Origin of the sequence: uncultured Brevundimonas sp. (genome assembly GCF_963977465.1) — a bacterium.
Lineage (GTDB): Bacteria > Pseudomonadota > Alphaproteobacteria > Caulobacterales > Caulobacteraceae > Brevundimonas.
This window is the reverse complement of record NZ_CAXBOQ010000002.1, coordinates 114,925-130,779: the sequence shown is the minus strand read 5'-3', so window position 1 is coordinate 130,779 and position 15,855 is coordinate 114,925. Positions and strand designations below refer to the sequence as shown.

At 68.1% G+C, this 15,855-nt stretch carries 15 protein-coding genes; 2 read left to right on the top strand and 13 right to left on the bottom strand.

What is annotated here, in order from left to right:
• Nucleotides 1-16: 16 nt before the first annotated feature.
• Nucleotides 17-1,270 (bottom strand): sodium:proton antiporter, encoded by a 1,254-nt coding sequence (locus AAC067_RS04580; RefSeq protein WP_339930030.1) that lies wholly within the window; start codon nt 1,268-1,270, stop codon nt 17-19.
• A gap of 138 nt (nt 1,271-1,408) precedes the next feature.
• Here AAC067_RS04580 and thrC point away from each other — a divergent pair, with 138 nt between their 5' ends.
• Nucleotides 1,409-2,773 carry a threonine synthase gene (gene thrC, locus AAC067_RS04575; RefSeq protein ID WP_339930028.1) on the top strand — a complete coding sequence of 455 codons (1,365 nt, stop codon included), beginning with the start codon at nt 1,409-1,411 and terminating at the stop codon, nt 2,771-2,773.
• Nucleotides 2,774-3,091: 318 nt separating this feature from the next.
• Here the strand turns inward: thrC and AAC067_RS04570 are convergent, their stop codons facing one another.
• Together AAC067_RS04570 and AAC067_RS04565 are read right to left on the bottom strand one after the other, a co-directional pair.
• Complete coding sequence (locus AAC067_RS04570) at nt 3,092-4,021, bottom strand: SEL1-like repeat protein (RefSeq protein ID WP_339930026.1); 930 nt, start codon at nt 4,019-4,021, stop codon at nt 3,092-3,094.
• A 3-nt stretch (nt 4,022-4,024) separates the two neighbouring features.
• Complete coding sequence (locus AAC067_RS04565; RefSeq protein ID WP_339930024.1) at nt 4,025-4,459, bottom strand: hypothetical protein; 435 nt, start codon at nt 4,457-4,459, stop codon at nt 4,025-4,027.
• Nucleotides 4,460-4,652: 193 nt separating this feature from the next.
• Between AAC067_RS04565 and AAC067_RS04560 the strand changes: the two genes are divergently transcribed.
• Nucleotides 4,653-5,096 carry a hypothetical protein gene (locus AAC067_RS04560; RefSeq protein ID WP_339930022.1) on the top strand — a complete coding sequence of 148 codons (444 nt, stop codon included), beginning with the start codon at nt 4,653-4,655 and terminating at the stop codon, nt 5,094-5,096.
• 329 nt (nt 5,097-5,425) lie between these two features.
• On the opposite strand, the gene AAC067_RS04555 is transcribed toward AAC067_RS04560, so the two are convergent.
• The 10 genes from AAC067_RS04555 to ilvG form a co-directional block, all read right to left on the bottom strand.
• Nucleotides 5,426-6,367, bottom strand: a complete 942-nt coding sequence (locus AAC067_RS04555) for a homoserine kinase (protein WP_339930020.1) — start codon at nt 6,365-6,367, stop codon at nt 5,426-5,428.
• A 3-nt stretch (nt 6,368-6,370) separates the two neighbouring features.
• The gene (locus tag AAC067_RS04550; RefSeq protein ID WP_339930018.1) at nt 6,371-8,128 is read right to left on the bottom strand and encodes a homoserine dehydrogenase; all 1,758 of its coding nucleotides are present in this window, start codon (nt 8,126-8,128) and stop codon (nt 6,371-6,373) included.
• 106 nt (nt 8,129-8,234) lie between these two features.
• Nucleotides 8,235-8,369, bottom strand: coding sequence for a hypothetical protein (locus AAC067_RS04545; RefSeq protein ID WP_339930016.1), 135 nt, complete (start codon nt 8,367-8,369; stop codon nt 8,235-8,237).
• A gap of 156 nt (nt 8,370-8,525) precedes the next feature.
• Nucleotides 8,526-9,626, bottom strand: coding sequence for a 3-isopropylmalate dehydrogenase (gene leuB / locus AAC067_RS04540; protein ID WP_339930014.1), 1,101 nt, complete (start codon nt 9,624-9,626; stop codon nt 8,526-8,528).
• Nucleotides 9,623-10,216 carry a 3-isopropylmalate dehydratase small subunit gene (gene leuD, locus AAC067_RS04535; RefSeq protein ID WP_339930012.1) on the bottom strand — a complete coding sequence of 198 codons (594 nt, stop codon included), beginning with the start codon at nt 10,214-10,216 and terminating at the stop codon, nt 9,623-9,625. The genes leuB and leuD overlap by 4 nt, the downstream gene beginning before the upstream one ends.
• Entirely contained in the window at nt 10,209-11,669 is a 1,461-nt protein-coding gene (gene leuC, locus AAC067_RS04530; RefSeq protein WP_339930010.1) for a 3-isopropylmalate dehydratase large subunit, read from the bottom strand. Before leuC ends, leuD begins: the two co-directional genes overlap by 8 nt.
• The gene (locus AAC067_RS04525) at nt 11,656-12,624 is read right to left on the bottom strand and encodes a branched-chain amino acid transaminase (protein WP_339930008.1); all 969 of its coding nucleotides are present in this window, start codon (nt 12,622-12,624) and stop codon (nt 11,656-11,658) included. The genes leuC and AAC067_RS04525 overlap by 14 nt, the downstream gene beginning before the upstream one ends.
• Entirely contained in the window at nt 12,608-13,840 is a 1,233-nt protein-coding gene (locus AAC067_RS04520; RefSeq protein WP_339930006.1) for a 2-isopropylmalate synthase, read from the bottom strand. Before AAC067_RS04520 ends, AAC067_RS04525 begins: the two co-directional genes overlap by 17 nt.
• Nucleotides 13,837-14,103, bottom strand: coding sequence for an ACT domain-containing protein (locus AAC067_RS04515; RefSeq protein WP_339930004.1), 267 nt, complete (start codon nt 14,101-14,103; stop codon nt 13,837-13,839). The genes AAC067_RS04520 and AAC067_RS04515 overlap by 4 nt, the downstream gene beginning before the upstream one ends.
• Nucleotides 14,103-15,830, bottom strand: a complete 1,728-nt coding sequence (ilvG, locus tag AAC067_RS04510) for an acetolactate synthase 2 catalytic subunit (protein ID WP_339930002.1) — start codon at nt 15,828-15,830, stop codon at nt 14,103-14,105. The genes AAC067_RS04515 and ilvG overlap by 1 nt, the downstream gene beginning before the upstream one ends.
• Nucleotides 15,831-15,855: the final 25 nt, after the last annotated feature.

Sequence of the window (15,855 nt, the reverse complement as noted above, 5' to 3'; positions counted from 1 at the left end):
TGACGCGAGCAGCGGCTCAGGTCGCGCCGCCCCAGCGCTTCAGCGCGGGCCCGATGCTGCCGCCCTGCACCACCACCGAGAACAGCACCACCATATAGGTCGCGGCCACCAGCACATCCTTCATCGGACCAGGTGGCAGGGACAGGGCCAGGGCGATCGAGATGCCGCCGCGAAGCCCGCCCCAGACCATGACCGGGAAGGCCAGTTTGAACGGCAGCAGGCTGCGCCAGAACAACAGCGGTACGCCGACGGACAGGGAGCGTGCCAGCAGCACCAGCGGGATGGTCAACAGACCCAGCCCCAGCAGACCCAGACGCTCGGCCAGCACCACGGCCTCGAGCCCGATCAGCAGGAACAGGACCGCGTTCAGGACCTCGTCGACCAGCACCCAGAATTTAAGCAGATAGTCGCGGGTGTTGTCGCTCATCGCATAGCTGACCCCGTGATTGCCGATAACCAGACCGGCGACGGCCATGGCGACCGGGCCGCTGATGTGCAGGGCGTGGGCCAGGGAATAGCCGCCCATGACCACTGCCAGGGTGATCAGTACCTCGACCGAATACTCGTCGATGGCCTTCATCGCCCGGTAGGCGATCCAGCCCACGGCCAGGCCGAGGGCGGCCCCGCCGAGCGCCTCGACCAGGAACAGCTCACCGGCGTGGACCAGCGACAGCCCATCACCGCTGACGGCCGCAGCCAACAGGATCGAGAACACCACCACCCCGACCCCGTCGTTGAACAGGCTCTCACCGGCCACGGTGGCCTGCAGCCTGGGCGGCACCGAGGTGGTCTTCAGCACCGACATGACGGCGACCGGGTCGGTCGGGCTGATCAGGGCCCCGAACACGAAACACCAGGCCAGCGGCACGTCGATACCGGCCAGTCGCGTCAGGGCCGCAAAACCGGCCCCGACCAGCAGGGTCGAGAGCACAACCCCGAAGGTACTGAGGATGCCGATCTGCCAGCTACCGCGCTTCAGCTGAGCGAGGTCGACGTGCATGGCCCCGGCGAACAGCAGGAACGACAGCATGCCGTTCATCAGGGTCTCGTGGAAGTCGATGTCGCCGAGGAATTCGGTGACCGTCTCCGACAACTGGCTCTGGGGCAGGACCGCGTCGATGGCGATGACGGCGATCGAGGCCAGGGCCCCCATCACGGTCAGAGCCACCGTCGACGGCAGCTTCAGATAGCGGTGATTGAGCCAGCCCAGGATGGCCGAAAGCACGATCAGTATGGCGGCGGCGTCGAACGGGGACAGGGCGCTGATCATGGGTTTCCTGCGATCGGTTTCGCGGCCGGGCCACAGGCATAACCTGCGTTTCCGTCTGCGACAAAGATCAAACGCAGGGCGGTGCGATTCGCATTGGACGGCTGCCGGTCGGGTGCCCTAGGCTGAAGCCCTCCCGCCATGAAATACATCAGCACCCGGGGCCAGGCGCCCACCGTCGATTTCGCCCAGGCGATGCTGTCCGGCCTCGCGCCGGATGGCGGCCTGTATGTGCCCGAAACCTGGCCCGTCGCCGACGCCGGCATGGCCCGTCCGGGCATCCCATATGCGACCGTTGCGCGTTCGGTTCTGACCACCTTTGCTGGAGCGTCTCTACCTGCCGGGGCCGTCGATGCGGCGGTGGCGCGGTTGGTCGAACGTTTCCACCACGAAGCGGTGACGCCGCTGGTTCAGCTGGACGCCAATCTTTGGCTGCTGGAGCTGTTCCACGGTCCGACCGCGGCCTTCAAGGATCTGGCCATGCAGCTGGCCGCGTCGCTGATGGACGCGGCCCTGGCCGGGGCCGGCGACCGGCTGACGCTGGTCACCGCCACCAGCGGCGACACCGGAGCCGCGGCCGTGCGGGCCTTCGCCGGGGCCAACCGCATCCGCCTGATCGTCCTGCATCCGGAAGGCCGGGTCTCGCCGGTGCAGCGGCTGCAGATGACCACGGTCGAGGCCGACAACATCACCAATCTGGCGGTGCGCGGCGATTTCGACGACTGCCAGCGACTGGTGAAGGGGCTGCTGGCCGATGCGGCCCTGCGGGCGCAGGGGCCGCTGAGCTCGGTCAATTCGATCAACTGGGCCCGACTGGCCGGGCAGATCCCCTACTATGTGACGGCCGGGGCGGCGTTGGCCGGACCGGCTCCACGCTTTGTCGTGCCGACCGGCAATTTCGGCGACGCCTTCGCCGGCTGGGCCGCGCGCCGCATGGGGGCGAACGTCGGCGGGCTGGTCGCGGCGGTGAACAGCAATGACGCCCTGGCGCGCGTGCTGGCGGACGGCGTCTACAGCCGCCGCACCACGGTCGAGACCCATAGCGTCAGCATGGACGTTCAGGCCCCGTCCAATTTCGAACGGCTGGTGTTCGAGGCCACCGGCCGCGACGCCGACCGCACCCGCGCGGTGTTCGAGACCTTCGCCCGCGAGGGTACGGTGACCCTGGACGACGATCTGCTGACCAAGCTGCGAGCAGAGGTTTCGGCCGAGACCGTCAGCGAGGCCGAAACCCGGGCCGAGATCACCCACGCCTGGTCGGCCTATGGCCAGGTCATTTGCCCGCACACGGCGGTGGCCGTGGCGGCGGCGCGACGGCTGGATACGTCCGCAGGCCCGGTCGTGGCCCTGTCGACGGCGCATCCCGCCAAATTCCCCGACGTCGTAACCGGGGCCCTGGGCTTCGAGCCGCAGCGGCCATCGGTGCTGGAAGGGCTGGAGGGGCGGCCGGAATACTGCCGCACGGTCGAGCCGACGCTGGCGGCGGTGCGGGCGGCGCTGGACTGAACCGTCGATGTCCCGCCTGTCCGCCTGATCCGGACATTTGAGTCCAGAGGGACGGACATAGGCGGAAACAGGCCGGAAACCGCGCTGGGTTATTGTTGTGATCCGCCACGGCCTGAAGCGGCAGCGGCGCTGAATTCGGGACTGTCAAAGACCGGGCGACGCGTTCGCTGGTGCAGAGACCGCGTCATCGGCCATTATAACCCAGAGAAAACCCCCGATAGGTCGATTGGGCGAAGCCGACGGGCCGGCAGGTACCGGAGTCCCGTTTTTGTCCCCGAAAATGCCCGGAAGACTTGTCCTCGGTGTCCCCACTGACGGTCAGTCGCAATCCTGAAAATCAGAGGTCTGGCAGCGCGTGAATAAGGCTCCGGCGCGGGCGATCTGGTCCGAGGTCATGAGAGCCGTCACCCGACCAAGATACGGTTCCGCCCCCTCCGGATCCGCAAGGGCCGCGAAACTGTACCACATGTGGGCGAGCGGCAGATTCATGGCCACACCCTGTCCGTATTCATAAAGGGTTCCGATGGAAAATTGGGCCCCGGCGTGCCCCTGCTTCGCGGCTTTCAACATCCAGCGCACCGATTCAGCGGGATTCTGAGGAACACCATCACCGTTATAATAGGATGCGCCGAGCGAATACTGGGCGGAAGAATTACCCCTCTCTGCCGCCTCATGAAACCAGTGCGCCGCAGTGGCGAGGTCCTGCTCCACCCCCTGACCGTTGCTGTAGAGAACGCCAAGATTGTATTGCGAAAGGGTGTAGCCCTGAGCGGCGGCGAACTGAAACCAGTGTGCGGCCTGGACATAGTCCTGCTCGAGACCACGACCGAAATTATACTGGACCCCGAGACTGTTGCCGGCATCGGCGTCACCGGCCGAGGCCGCCCGCCGGAACCAGCGGGCGGCCTCGGTAGCGTCCTGAGGGACACCCCGCCCCATGTAATAGAATTTGCCCAGCTTGACCTGGGCCTCGACGTGACCCTGTTCGGCAGCGATCCGGATCCAGCGCGCGGCTTCGGCATCCTGCTGCGGGACACCCCGGCCCGTCGCATACAGCGTCCCCACGAAATAGGCAGCATCGACATTCCCGCCCCGGGCCAGCGGCCCCCAGACGTCATAAGCCGTCGTGTAGTCGCCCCGCTGCCAGGCCTGAAAACCGGTCAGGACGGGGTCTTCGGACTGGGCGAGAGCGGAGCCGCCCGACACCCCGATCAGAACGGCAAACAGCGCAATTAGACCCGGTCGCACCTCTCACCGCCCGCCGAGGGGATCCGCGATCCGTTGACAGCTGCCCTCGCCCCAGGTTCGCGCGCTGCGGTCCAGTCGTGAATAGGTGAACTGCAGCGTCCGAAGATTCACACCGGTCATGCGGCCCTCGCCGAGGATTTGCACCTCGTCGCCGACCACGACGCAGCGGTTGACCTCAACAAGAGAACAAAGATCCGCTCCCCAGGTCGGCGTTGCCCCCCCACTCAGGCCCTGCCACCGCGCCGGGTTGGTGCTGATTCGGCTGATCGATTCATCATGACGCGCAGGCTGACGAGGGCGCACCGTGGCCGAAGGGTGGGCGTTGTAGAAGGTCTTGTTGCAGCGCAGATAGGTCCAGCCGGACTGCGCCGAAGCTACAGCGGGGACCAACCCGGCGGCGAGGGCTACGGTGGCGATGAGAAGGATGGGATGCTTCATAGGTCGCTCCTTTGCCTTGCGGGATACGCGATCAAGGACGGCGATCGCTCAGGACGGCAGTCGACTGCCGTCGATCCTGCAAGGTGCAGGGACCCGGGTCATCCTGTGAATTTTAACAGCTATTCCGCTGCCCCGGCATCGCTAACCTGACTCACGATCGGGCCACCGGCAGGCCCCATGGGAGCCCACACTCATGATGACCTTGTCCCGAACGCTTGCCCTCACAACGGTGGCTGCCGCCCTGCTCGGGCTGTCCGGCTGGACGAGCGCGCCAGCCCCGGCCGCCGCGCCGGCCCCGGCCGTGACCCAGGTCTCGTGCAGCGAGCTGACCGATCGGATGGCCGACACCGCCGAACTGGCGCTGGAGATGGACGAGGTCTGCGCCGCCGGCGACAGCGCCGAATGTGGCGAGCTGGCCCAGTGGGTGGTGTGCGAGTTCAATCTCAATGTTCCGGACAACACCCAATGTCGCAACACCCGGATCGTGCGCGACATGACGCAGATCCTGAACGTGGTCGGCAATCGCGTCGACCAGCTGAACCGGCTGCAGTCGCGCCGCCTGTTCTTCAACGTCGCCGAGGTCAGTGACCGGCAGCGCGCCCGTGTCTGCGTCCAGGCTGGCGCGGCCAACTACTGATCAATGCTTTTTCAACATCGCCCCTGAAGGAGCCCGATCATGAGCCGCAGAACCCTTGCCGTCGCCGTCGCCAGTGCCGCCTTGCTGGCGCTGTCGGCCGGGAATACGAGCGCCCAGTCCCTCGACTTCAGCGCCCGGGGCGACTCCGCCAACGAGGCCTGCTCAAGAGCGAAATTTGAGGCCAGACGGCAGCTGCGAAACGCCGATCGTACCGTGCGGAGTTTTGACTCCTGTAGCTGCCGGCGGGAACGGGATTCGTCGGGCGCGCAGACCCGTTCATGGCGGTGCACAGTCGTTGCCCACTACACCCGGCCCCGCTGACGGATCCGTCAGGCGGCGGCTGCGCGCCAGTAGTCGAGACGACGCAGGAAGGGAGCCGGATCCTTGGCCGTGACCAGGGCGTCGGGCGCGGCCATCAGCCGGTCGTGCAGCCGGGTCAGGGTGAAGCGCACCACCGCCTGCGCCCCGAGGTCCGGCAGGGCAGCGCGTTCGGACGGGTTGAGCGGACGGACTGATTCATAGCCGGCCAGGAAGGCGGCGATCGCAGGCGGGTTGGCCCCGCCCGTCGCGTCAAACCCCCAGGCATTGAGGGCGATGGCCAGGTCATAGGCCAGGGTATCGACACAGGCGAAATAGAAGTCGATGACGCCACTGATTGCGCCGTTCAGGAACAGGACGTTGTCAGGAAAATAATCCATATGCACAGGCCCTTGCGGCAGGGTTTTCAGTGATCGCTTGACCATGTCGGCCAGTTCCTGCTCGAGCCGCTGCAGCATGCGCCGATCCTCGCCATCGGCCACCGTGGCACAGCGATCAGCGAGCTCGCGCCAGGCCGCCGGCCCGACCGGATTGGTGCGCTGTCCGTCGAAATCCAAAGCCGCCAGATGCAGCTGCGCCAGGGTCCGTCCGGCGGTGCGCTGATCGTCGAGATCGGGCGTTCTGAGCCAGTCGCCTTCACGCCACTCAATGATTGATGCGGGCCGCCCGTTCAATCGACTGATCCAGTGACCCGCCCGGTCCGCCATCGGCCGGGGTGCCGGATAGCCACGATCGGCCAGGTGTTCGGTCAGGCCAAGACAGAACGGCAGAGCGTCCGCCCGGGTGCGATGTTCGAACAGGGTCAGGACGAAGCGACCCGCCGTGGTCTCCAGTCTATAGTTGGTGTTCTCGACCCCCTCGATGATCGGGGTCAGCGCCTGCAGTCGACCCAGATCATAGGACCCGAGAAAGTCCCCGGCCTCGACCTGGGAGACCGGCGTGAACACCGCCATGCGTCAAATACCAATCAGGCGGGCGCGGGCGCGCACGAGGTCGGCGACATCGGCCAGCACGCTCTCGCTTGTGGCCCAACGGCCCGCGCCGCGTCCGCGACACGTCCAGACCGTTCCGTCCTCACCATAGACCTTCAAGGCATTGCCCTCCCCGCGCAGGGACAGGAAGAGCGGATCGGACCCGTCGGCGTCAAGCCGAACCTCGGCCCCCAGCCCCCCGACGACCCTGCGGCAGGCCCCGATCTGGCGCGTCCCGACGGCCGGCCGAGCGTCCGCCGACAAGGCGTCGCGCGGGATGGCGGCATCATCCGGCGCGGACCCGAAGGCCTCAAACGCCAGCAGCCGGAGCTTGGCGGCGGCGTCGTGACCCTCGACATCCGACGACGGATCTTCCTCGGCGAATCCGGCCTCGCGGGCTTCGGTCAGGGCCTCGTCGAACGAGGCTCCGGCGTCGAGTCGCTCCAGCATGAAGTTGACGGTGCCGTTGAGCACCGCCTCAAACCCGGCGACGGGTCCAGCCGCCAGCGCCTGCTGCAGGGTCTCGATCATCGGTGCGCCGCCCCCGACCGCAGCCGAATAGCAGAGCTGCGCCCCGTGGGCGGTGGCCAGGGTCTTGAGCCCGGCGGGGTCCCGACTGATCGCCTGTTTGTTGGCGCTGACCACATCGATGCCGCGCGCCAGTGCCGCCCGGATCAGGGCATGACCGGCGTCAGCCTCGGACAGGATTTCCAGCACGATGTCCGGACCAGCCGCGAGCAGGACCGCCGGGTCAGCGGTGAAGCGATCGGCGATGGCGGCGAAATCGACGCCGGGCACATCGCGAACCCGCGCCGGATCACGGACCAGCACCCCGGTGATCTGGAAGCGCGGGTCCGGCAGCAGGCGGCTGAGCACCCCCGCCCCGACCACACCGCAGCCGGCAACGGCGATGCGGAACGGCGGCAGGGCCGTGGCCGGGACCGGCGCTTCGCAACGGGCACCGATCCGCGTCGGGCGCACGCCGCCGAGGCCGGCGATCTCGATCTCGACGCCGCGCTCCTCGCCCATGTCGATGGCGTCGGGCTGGACCAGCACCCCGCCGACCGCGCGAGCCACCGCCCAGGACGCCTGGCTGTAGCGCAGCGGCTCCCCCGCCGCACCGGACGGGTCGCGGTCGTAGAGACCGTCGACATCCTTGATCAGGCGAACATGGTCCAGCCCCAGCTCCGCGGCGACGAACAGGGCCGTCAGGTCAGAGCCGCCGCGCCCGAGCAGGGCCGTGCGCCCATTGTCGAGCAGGGCCCCGAAACCGGGCACGATCACCGCCTGATGGGCATCGAGGGCGCGCAACAGGGCGGCGGTATCGAGACTTTCCGGATGGGCATGCTGGCTGGGCCCCGAGGCCCGGATGCCCAGTTCACGCACTGACAGGGACACGGCATCGACGCCGATCCGGTCACAGGCGATAGCCGTGAAGGCGGCGGCGGCCTCCTCGCCCTGGGCGACATAGGCGGGCAGCAGGCCATTGTCGTGATCGAGGCCCAGGGCCCGCGCCTCGGCCAGCAGCCGGTCGGTCTGGCCGGCGAAGGCCGAGACCACGGCCACGACCCGGCGACCGGCGCGGACATGGCGATAGATTTCCGACGCCACAGCCGGGGCCCGGGTCGGGTCGCGCAGCACCGAGCTGCCGAATTTGAGCACCACCACATCGTCCATGACGGGACGGGGCTCGGGCGCGAGGGCGACGGGTTCGGGGCGGGCAAGGACGGAAAGGTGGGGCATGGCAGGGGTCCGGTCGATCGGGGAAGGAAGGGAGGCCGGGACAAGAAAAAACCCCGCCCGGGGATCCGGGCGGGGTTGGGTCTCAGCGGCTTGAAGTGAATGCGCGCTAGCCTGTCCCCGCCCGTGGCGTGGTCATGGTGATCATGGTGGTGATGGTCATACCGAGGCCGCTGGCGGTCACACGGCCGCACGCGCCCGGACGGGCGATGGCGGCGCTGGTGGTGAGCGGGGCGAAGGGCACGGGGCAGGAATCCGGTAGCGGAATGAGACCGCTACGGTGGCCCTGACGCGTGCAGCGCGTCAAGGGCCGTACGCACGAATAACGCCGGACCCGAGCCATGACACGGCCGTATGTGGTCATTTTTGTCACCTGATACCCTTCGCCGGTCGATTTTCTCTAGGCCCAGTGCATCTGCACACGATGCGCCGCGGCCCAGTGGATGGCCTTGATCGCATCGATGATGGCCCGGGCCGCCGCCCGGGTACCCAGTTCACCGCCCAGGTCGGCCGTGGTCGCCCCCGCCGCCAACACCGCCGCCACCGCTGCCTCGATCGAGTCGGCCTCGTCCTCCAGCTTCAGGCTGTGACGCAGCAGCAGGGCGGCCGACAGCACCATGCCGACCGGATTGGCCAGATCCTGACCGGCGATGTCGGGGGCCGAGCCGTGGATCGGCTCGAACAGGCCGGGGCCACCCGCGCCCAGCGAGGCCGACGGCAGCAGGCCGATCGAGCCGCCCAGCACAGAGATCTCGTCCGACAGGATGTCGCCGAACATGTTCTCGGTCAGGATGACATCGTAGTCGCGCGGCTTGCGGATCAGATGCATGGCCATGGAATCGACCAGCGCGTGCTCCAGCTCGACCTGGGGGAATTCCTCGGCATGGATGCGGGTGACGACCTCGCGCCAGAGGCGGCCGGTCTCCATCACATTGGCCTTGTCGACCGAGGTGACCTTGCCGCGCCGCTGCAGCGCCGTGCGGAAGGCGGCCCGGGCGACGCGCTCGATCTCGCCGACGCTGTAGATACACAGGTCCGAGGCCATGGTGTCGGTGCGGGTCTTTTCGCCGAAATAGATGCCGCCGGTCAGTTCGCGGAACACAATCAGATCGACGCCCTCGACGATCTCGCGCTTCAGCGGCGAGCGGTGGGCCATGACCGGCGAGACCTGCAGCGGGCGCAGGTTGGCGTACAGGCCCATGGCCTTGCGCAGGCCCAGCAGCCCCTCCTCCGGCCGTCGTTTACCGCCGTCCCACTGCGGACCGCCGACGGCCCCTAGCAGTACGGCGTCTGAGGCGATGCAGGCGGCGCGGGTTGCTTCGGGCAGGGGATCGCCGGTGGCGTCGATGGCCGCCCCGCCGATCAGGTGCTCGGCGAAGCTGAAGGTGTGGCCGTAGAAGTCACCGATCACGGTCAGGACCTCGACCGCCGCGGCGGTGACTTCGGGACCGACACCGTCACCGGGCAGGACGACGATGTTGAAATGGCTGGAGGGGGTCATGCGACGGGTTCCGATACGGCGTGGGATTCAAAGGCTTCGATGGCGGGCAGGTGTTTCTGCAGCCAGCCGAGGGGGTCGACGCCGTCCAACAGGCACTGGCGGGCGAAGGGTTCGACGGTGAAGGGCACGGCCGCGTGGTTGCCGCGCCGCAGTTCGCCGGCTTCGAGATCGAGGGTCACGGGCTGGTCCGGATTGGCGGCCAGATCGTCCCAGGTGGCGGCATCGACCTCGACCGGCAGCAGGCCGTTCTTCAGGGCGTTTGACGTGAAGATGTCGGCGATTCCGGTCGAGATCACCGCGCGAAAGCCATAGTCCAGCAGGGCCCAGGGCGCATGTTCGCGCGACGAGCCGCAACCGAAATTGGCCCCGGCGACGAGGATGCGCTGCTCGGCCGGATCGATACGGTTGAGCACTGCTTCGGGCCGCGGCGTGCCGTCGGACTCATAGCGCCAGTCGTGGAAGGCATGAACGCCCAAACCTTCGCGCGACGTGGTGGTCAGGAAGCGCGCGGGGATGATCTGGTCGGTGTCGATATTGGTCTGGCTGAGCACCAGGGTGCGCGAGGTCAGGACCTTGAACGGATCAGACATGTTCGGCTCCTGACGGCGCGCGCGCGCTGCCCTCCTGCTTGAAGACGGTCTCCTGCAGATAAACACGCGGGTCGGTCAGAACCCCGGCGACGGCGCTGGCTGCGGCCGTGGCCGGACTGGCGAGAATGGTGCGCGCCCCCTTGCCCTGACGGCCCTCGAAATTGCGATTCGAGGTCGAGACCGCCAGCTGGCCCGGACCGACAACGTCGCCGTTCATGGCGATGCACATCGAACAGCCCGGGATGCGCCATTCGGCCCCGGCCTCAATGAAGACCCGGTCCAGCCCCTCGGCCTCGGCGTCGCGACGCACCGCCTCGGAGCCGGGCACCACCAGCATGCGGACGCCCGGGCTGAGCTTGCGGCCGCGCAGGACCTCGGCGGCGGCGCGCAGGTCGGGCAGGCGGCCGTTGGTGCAACTGCCGATAAAGACCACATCGACCGGCTGGGTCGTGGTCGTCTCGCCGGCGGTGAAGCCCATATAGGCCAGGGCCTTGCGGTCGCTGTCCGAGCCGGGCTGCGGCACGGGCGATCCGATCGGCGACCCGGCGTCGGGGGTGGTGCCCCAGGTGGCCATCGGGGTGATGGTCGCACCGTCCAGCCGGACCTCCTTGTCGAACACCGCGCCGGGGTCGCTGACCAACGTCAGCCAATCGGCGGCGGCCGCCTCATAGGCTGCACCCTGCGGCACATGACGACGCCCGCGCAGCCAGGCGATCGTGGTGGCGTCGGGGGCGATCATTCCGGCCCGGGCACCGGCCTCGATCGACATGTTGCACAGGGTCATCCGCCCTTCCATGTCGAGGGCGCGCACCGCCTCGCCGGCGTATTCGATGACAAAGCCGGTTCCCCCGCCGAAACCGAGGGCGGCGATCACGGCCAGGGCCACGTCCTTGCCCGAGACCCCGGGCTGCAGCCTGCCATCGACGGTGACCCGCAGGGCCTTCGGCTTGCGTTGCATCAGGCACTGGGTCGCCAGCACATGGCCGACTTCGGAGGTGCCGATGCCGAAGGCCAGCGCCCCGAAGGCCCCGTGGGTGGCGGTGTGGCTGTCGCCACAGACCACGGTCATGCCCGGCTGGGTCAGGCCCAGTTCCGGGCCCATCACATGGACGACGCCGCGGTCCTCACTGCCCCAACCGGCCAGGACGATGCCGTGGCGGGCGCAGTTCTGTTCCAGCCGGTGGACCTGGGCCTCGGCCTCGGCCGTCACATAGGGGCGGGCCCCGTCGGCCCCGGCCGGCAGGGTCGGCGTCGAATGGTCGAGGGTGGCGAACGTCCGGTCCGGACGGCGCACGCTCAGACCCCGGGCCTCGATGTCGCTGAAGGCCTGGGGGCTGGTGACCTCATGGACCAGATGCAGGTCGACATACATGACGCCGGGGGTGTCGGCGGTCTCGGCCACGACGACGTGGCGGTTCCAGACCTTGTCGAACAGGGTTTCAGGCCGGCTCATGCTGGCACTCCCTAGCTGCCGGTGCGGGAGCAGCGATGCTTTCCAGCCAGCCGAAGCGGTCGGGCGTCGCCCCGGTGAACAGACCCCGGAAGGCGGCGTTCAGACTGCGCGTGACGGGGCCGGGGCCGTTGGACCGGGTGGCGATGCCGTCGATCGAACGCACCGGGGTGATCTCGGCCGCCGTGCCGGTCATGAAGACCTCGTCGGCGACATACAGGGCCTCGCGCGGCAGGGTCTGCTCGACCACCTCGATGCCCTCGGCCCGGGCCAGTTTCAGCACGGTGTCGCGGGTGATGCCCATCAGGATGGACGAGGCCGCCGACGGGGTCAGGATGCGTCCGTCCTTGACGATGAACAGGTTCTCGCCGGCCCCTTCGGACAGGCGACCGTCAGTGCCCAGGGCGATGCCTTCGCCGAAGCCGTTGGTGCGGGCCTCGCGGCCGATCAGATAGCTGGACAGATAGTTGCCGCCCGCCTTCGCCCCGGACGGCACGGTATTGGGGGCGATACGGGCCCAGCTGGACACACAGGCGTCGACGCCGTTCTGCAGCGCGTCCTCGCCCAGATAGGCCCCCCAGGGAAAGGCGGCGATGGCGACGTCGACATTCATCGCCTCCGGCCCCGGGGTCACCCCCATGCCGCAGGCCCCGAGAAAGGCGATGGGCCGCAGATAGGCACTCTGCAGGCCGTTCTCGCGCACCACCGTCTTGCAGGCCGCGATCAGCTCGGCCTCGGTGAACGGCAGCGGGAAATGATACATCCGGGCGCTGTCGAACAGGCGGCGGATGTGGTCGGTCAGGCGGAAGGCGCGCGGGCCGTCCGGCGTGTCATAGACGCGGATTCCCTCAAACACCGAAGTGCCGTAGTGCAGGGCATGGCTCATCACGTGGATCTTCGCGTCGGCCCAGGGCGTCAGTTCGCCGTTGATCCAGATACTCTCAGCCAGCGGCGGCATAGGCACGGTCCTCATGTGGGGTGGCGGGGCGCGAAGCCTCGACGATGGCCAGTAATTCCTGGTCGTTGATCTCGCCGATCTGATCGGCGCGGCTCTTGAAGGCGGCGAAGGCCCCGGCCAGGTGGAGGCCGATCAGCGGATGGCCCAAAACCTCGGCGCGCTTGGCCAGGGCGTGGCGGCCGGAATGCTTGCCCAGCACGAAGAAACTGCCCTCGAAGCCGACGTCCTCGGGCCGCATGATTTCGTAGGTGCGGGCGTCGGCCATCATGCCGTGCTGGTGGATGCCGGCCTCGTGGGCGAAGGCATTGATGCCGACGATCGCCTTGTTGCGGACCACCGGCGTGTGGGTGACCTCGCTCAGCAGGCGGCTGGTGCGAACCAGCTGCGTCGCGTCGACCCCTGTGGTGACGCGGAAATGGTCGGCGCGGGTGCGCAGGGCCATGACCACCTCCTCGACCGAGGCATTGCCGGCGCGTTCGCCGATGCCGTTGATCGCCCCTTCAAACTGGCGCGCCCCGGCCTCGATCGCTGACAGGGTGTTGGCCACGGCCAGTCCCAGGTCGTCATGGCAGTGGGCCGAAAAGACCACGTCCGGAAAGCGCGGGTGCAGGGCAGCAATCAGATCGGCGAAGCGCGTGGTCACCTCGCCCGGCGTGGCATAGCCGACGGTGTCGGGCACGTTCAGGGTCCCGGCCCCGGCCTCGGCCGCCGCCGCCAGCACCTCGGCCAGAAAGGCCGGTTCGGTGCGGAAGGCGTCCTCAGCCGAGAATTCGACGTCGTCGAAACGGCTGCGGGCATAGGCGACGGCACCAACCGCGGCGGCCAGAACCTCGTCCGTGCTCATGCGCAGCTTGGCCGAGCGGTGGATCGGGCTGGTGCCCAGAAACACATGACAGCGGCGCCTGGGCGCACCACGCAGCGCCCGCCATGCGGCGTCGATGTCGGACTCGGACGAGCGGGCCAGCGAGCAGAAGGTTGGTCCCTCGACCTCGCCGACGACGCGACGCACCGCCTCCTCGTCGCCCGGCGAGGCGGCGGCGAAGCCAGCCTCGACCACATCGACCTTCAGGGCCGCCAGCACATGGCCCAGCCGCACCTTGTCATCGGCCGTCATGGAAAAGCCCGGGGCCTGTTCGCCGTCGCGCATCGTGGTGTCGAAGACGATGACGCGATCGGCAGCGCGGCCCGCTACGGCGGGTTCAGAGACGTCGGTCATGCCGCCACCTCGGTCTGGAAGGCCTGCACGGCACAGGACGAGGCCATCCGGGTGGCCCCGATCATGCGGTCGATCTGTCGGCCCAGGATCTCGATACAGCGGCCGGAATCCCGGCCCCGGACCTGCAGCTGCAGGTGGCGCATGGCCCCCTCGCCGGCCAGGGTCATGCCGTCGATATGGAAGCCGCGACGCTCGATGAGTCCGATCAGACGCTGCAGCGAACCCTCGGCGTGGTCGATCTGGATATGCAGGGTGTCGGTCATCAGATTTCACCTTCAAAATTCATCGTGCCGTGCATCATCTCGGCGTTGTTCCGGCCGGGCGGCACGAGCGGCCAGACGTTGGCCTTGGGGTCGATCAGGACGTGGGCGAGGCAGGGACCGGGCGCGGCCAGCAGGCGTTGAATGCCGGCGGAGACGTCCTCGCGTCGGTCAATCCGGAAGGCCTCGATACCGAAGGCCTGGGCCACGGCGACGAAGTCCGGATTGTCGGACAGGTCGACCTCGGAATAGTTCTCGTTAAAGAACAGCTCCTGCCATTGGCGCACCAGACCCAGCGAGCTGTTGTCCAGCAGCACGATCTTCAGGGCGATGCCGTAGCGCCGCAGGGTCGCCAGCTCCTGGATGTTCATCATGAAGCTGCCGTCGCCGGAGACGGTGACGACATGCGCCCCGGGGTTGGCCATCTTGGCTCCCAGTCCGGCGGGCAGGCCGTAGCCCATCGCCCCCAGACCGCCCGAGCTCAGATGCGCCTGCGGCCGCGAAAAGGCGCAGTGCTGGGCCACCCACATCTGGTGCTGGCCGACGTCGCAGGCGGCGATGAAATCGTCACCGGCGGCCAGCGACAGTTCGTTCAGCAGGGCGGGCGCATAAACCCCCTCGCCCGGCGCATCGTAGCGGAAGGCGTGACGGCGCGCGCTGGAGGCACAGCGGATCACCCAGGGATCGATAGTCAGCGGGGCCGTGGCCATGCGCGCGGCCAGGACCTCAATGCCCTCGCGCATCGGGCCGATGACGACGACCTGGGCCGGGCGCAGCTTACCGACCTCGGCCGGGTCGATGTCGAAATGAACGACCCGGGCATGGGGCGCGAATTCGGTCAGCTTGCCGGTGGCCCGGTCGTCGAAGCGCGCGCCCAGCACGATCAGCAGGTCGCTGTCCTGAACCGCCTCATTGGCGGCGCGGGTGCCGTGCATGCCCAGCATGCCCAGAAACCCGGGCGCGTCGGTACGCACCGATCCCAGGGCGTTCAGGGTCGAGACCGACGGGATGCCGCTATGGTCGGCGAAATCGCGCAGGGCCTCGACCGCTCCGGCGATCTTCACGCCGCCGCCGATGTAGATCAGCGGCCGCTCGGCGGCGCGGATCATGGCCTCGGCGTCGGCGATGGCCCCGTGATCCAGCGGGGTGACCGCGTTGGGCATGTTGAAGCCGAAGTCATCCGAGGTCAGACCGACCTGGATATCCTTGGGCAGGTCGACCAGCACCGGCCCCGGACGACCCGAACGGGCGATGTGGAAGGCTTCCTCGATTACGGCCGGAATGTCGGCTGGATCGCGGACGACCCAACTGTGTTTCACGATCGGCAGGGTGACGCCCAGGATGTCGATTTCCTGAAAGGCGTCGGTGCCCATGACCGCGGTCGAGACATTGCCGGTGATACAGACCAGCGGCACCGAATCCATCATGGCGTTGGCGATGCCGGTGACCAGATTGGTGGCCCCCGGTCCCGATGTCGCCAGGCAGACGCCGGGCCGGCCGGTGACCCGGGCCCAGGCGTCGGCGGCGAAGGCCGCCCCCTGTTCGTGACGGACCAGGATATGCTTCAGCGACGAGCCGGTCAGGGCGTCATAGACCGGCATGATGGCTCCGCCCGGATAGCCGAACACCACATCGACCCCCAGCCGCTCCAGGGTGGAGACGAGCAACTGCGCCCCGCTGCGGGGAGCGGGGGTCGGTGCAGTGTGCAGGGCGGGCGCGGCGGCGCTCATCATCTTGGTCCGGTCAGCTTTCTGG

Bases quoted from the DNA above. Each gene is read 5' to 3' on its own strand.
- leuC (WP_339930010.1), bottom strand. From the start codon at position 11,669: ATGAGCCGGCCTGAAACCCTGTTCGACAAGGTCTGGAACCGCCACGTC.
- AAC067_RS04515 (WP_339930004.1), bottom strand. From the start codon at position 14,103: ATGACCGACACCCTGCATATCCAGATCGACCACGCCGAGGGTTCGCTG.
- AAC067_RS04555 (WP_339930020.1), bottom strand. From the start codon at position 6,367: ATGGCGGTGTTCACGCCGGTCTCCCAGGTCGAGGCCGGGGACTTTCTC.
- AAC067_RS04525 (WP_339930008.1), bottom strand. From the start codon at position 12,624: ATGCCGCCGCTGGCTGAGAGTATCTGGATCAACGGCGAACTGACGCCC.
- leuB (WP_339930014.1), bottom strand. From the start codon at position 9,626: ATGACCCCCTCCAGCCATTTCAACATCGTCGTCCTGCCCGGTGACGGT.
- AAC067_RS04550 (WP_339930018.1), bottom strand. From the start codon at position 8,128: ATGCCCCACCTTTCCGTCCTTGCCCGCCCCGAACCCGTCGCCCTCGCG.
- leuD (WP_339930012.1), bottom strand. From the start codon at position 10,216: ATGTCTGATCCGTTCAAGGTCCTGACCTCGCGCACCCTGGTGCTCAGC.
- ilvG (WP_339930002.1), bottom strand. From the start codon at position 15,830: ATGAGCGCCGCCGCGCCCGCCCTGCACACTGCACCGACCCCCGCTCCC.
- AAC067_RS04565 (WP_339930024.1), bottom strand. From the start codon at position 4,459: ATGAAGCATCCCATCCTTCTCATCGCCACCGTAGCCCTCGCCGCCGGG.
- AAC067_RS04520 (WP_339930006.1), bottom strand. From the start codon at position 13,840: ATGACCGACGTCTCTGAACCCGCCGTAGCGGGCCGCGCTGCCGATCGC.
- AAC067_RS04580 (WP_339930030.1), bottom strand. From the start codon at position 1,270: ATGATCAGCGCCCTGTCCCCGTTCGACGCCGCCGCCATACTGATCGTG.
- AAC067_RS04560 (WP_339930022.1), top strand. From the start codon at position 4,653: ATGATGACCTTGTCCCGAACGCTTGCCCTCACAACGGTGGCTGCCGCC.
- thrC (WP_339930028.1), top strand. From the start codon at position 1,409: ATGAAATACATCAGCACCCGGGGCCAGGCGCCCACCGTCGATTTCGCC.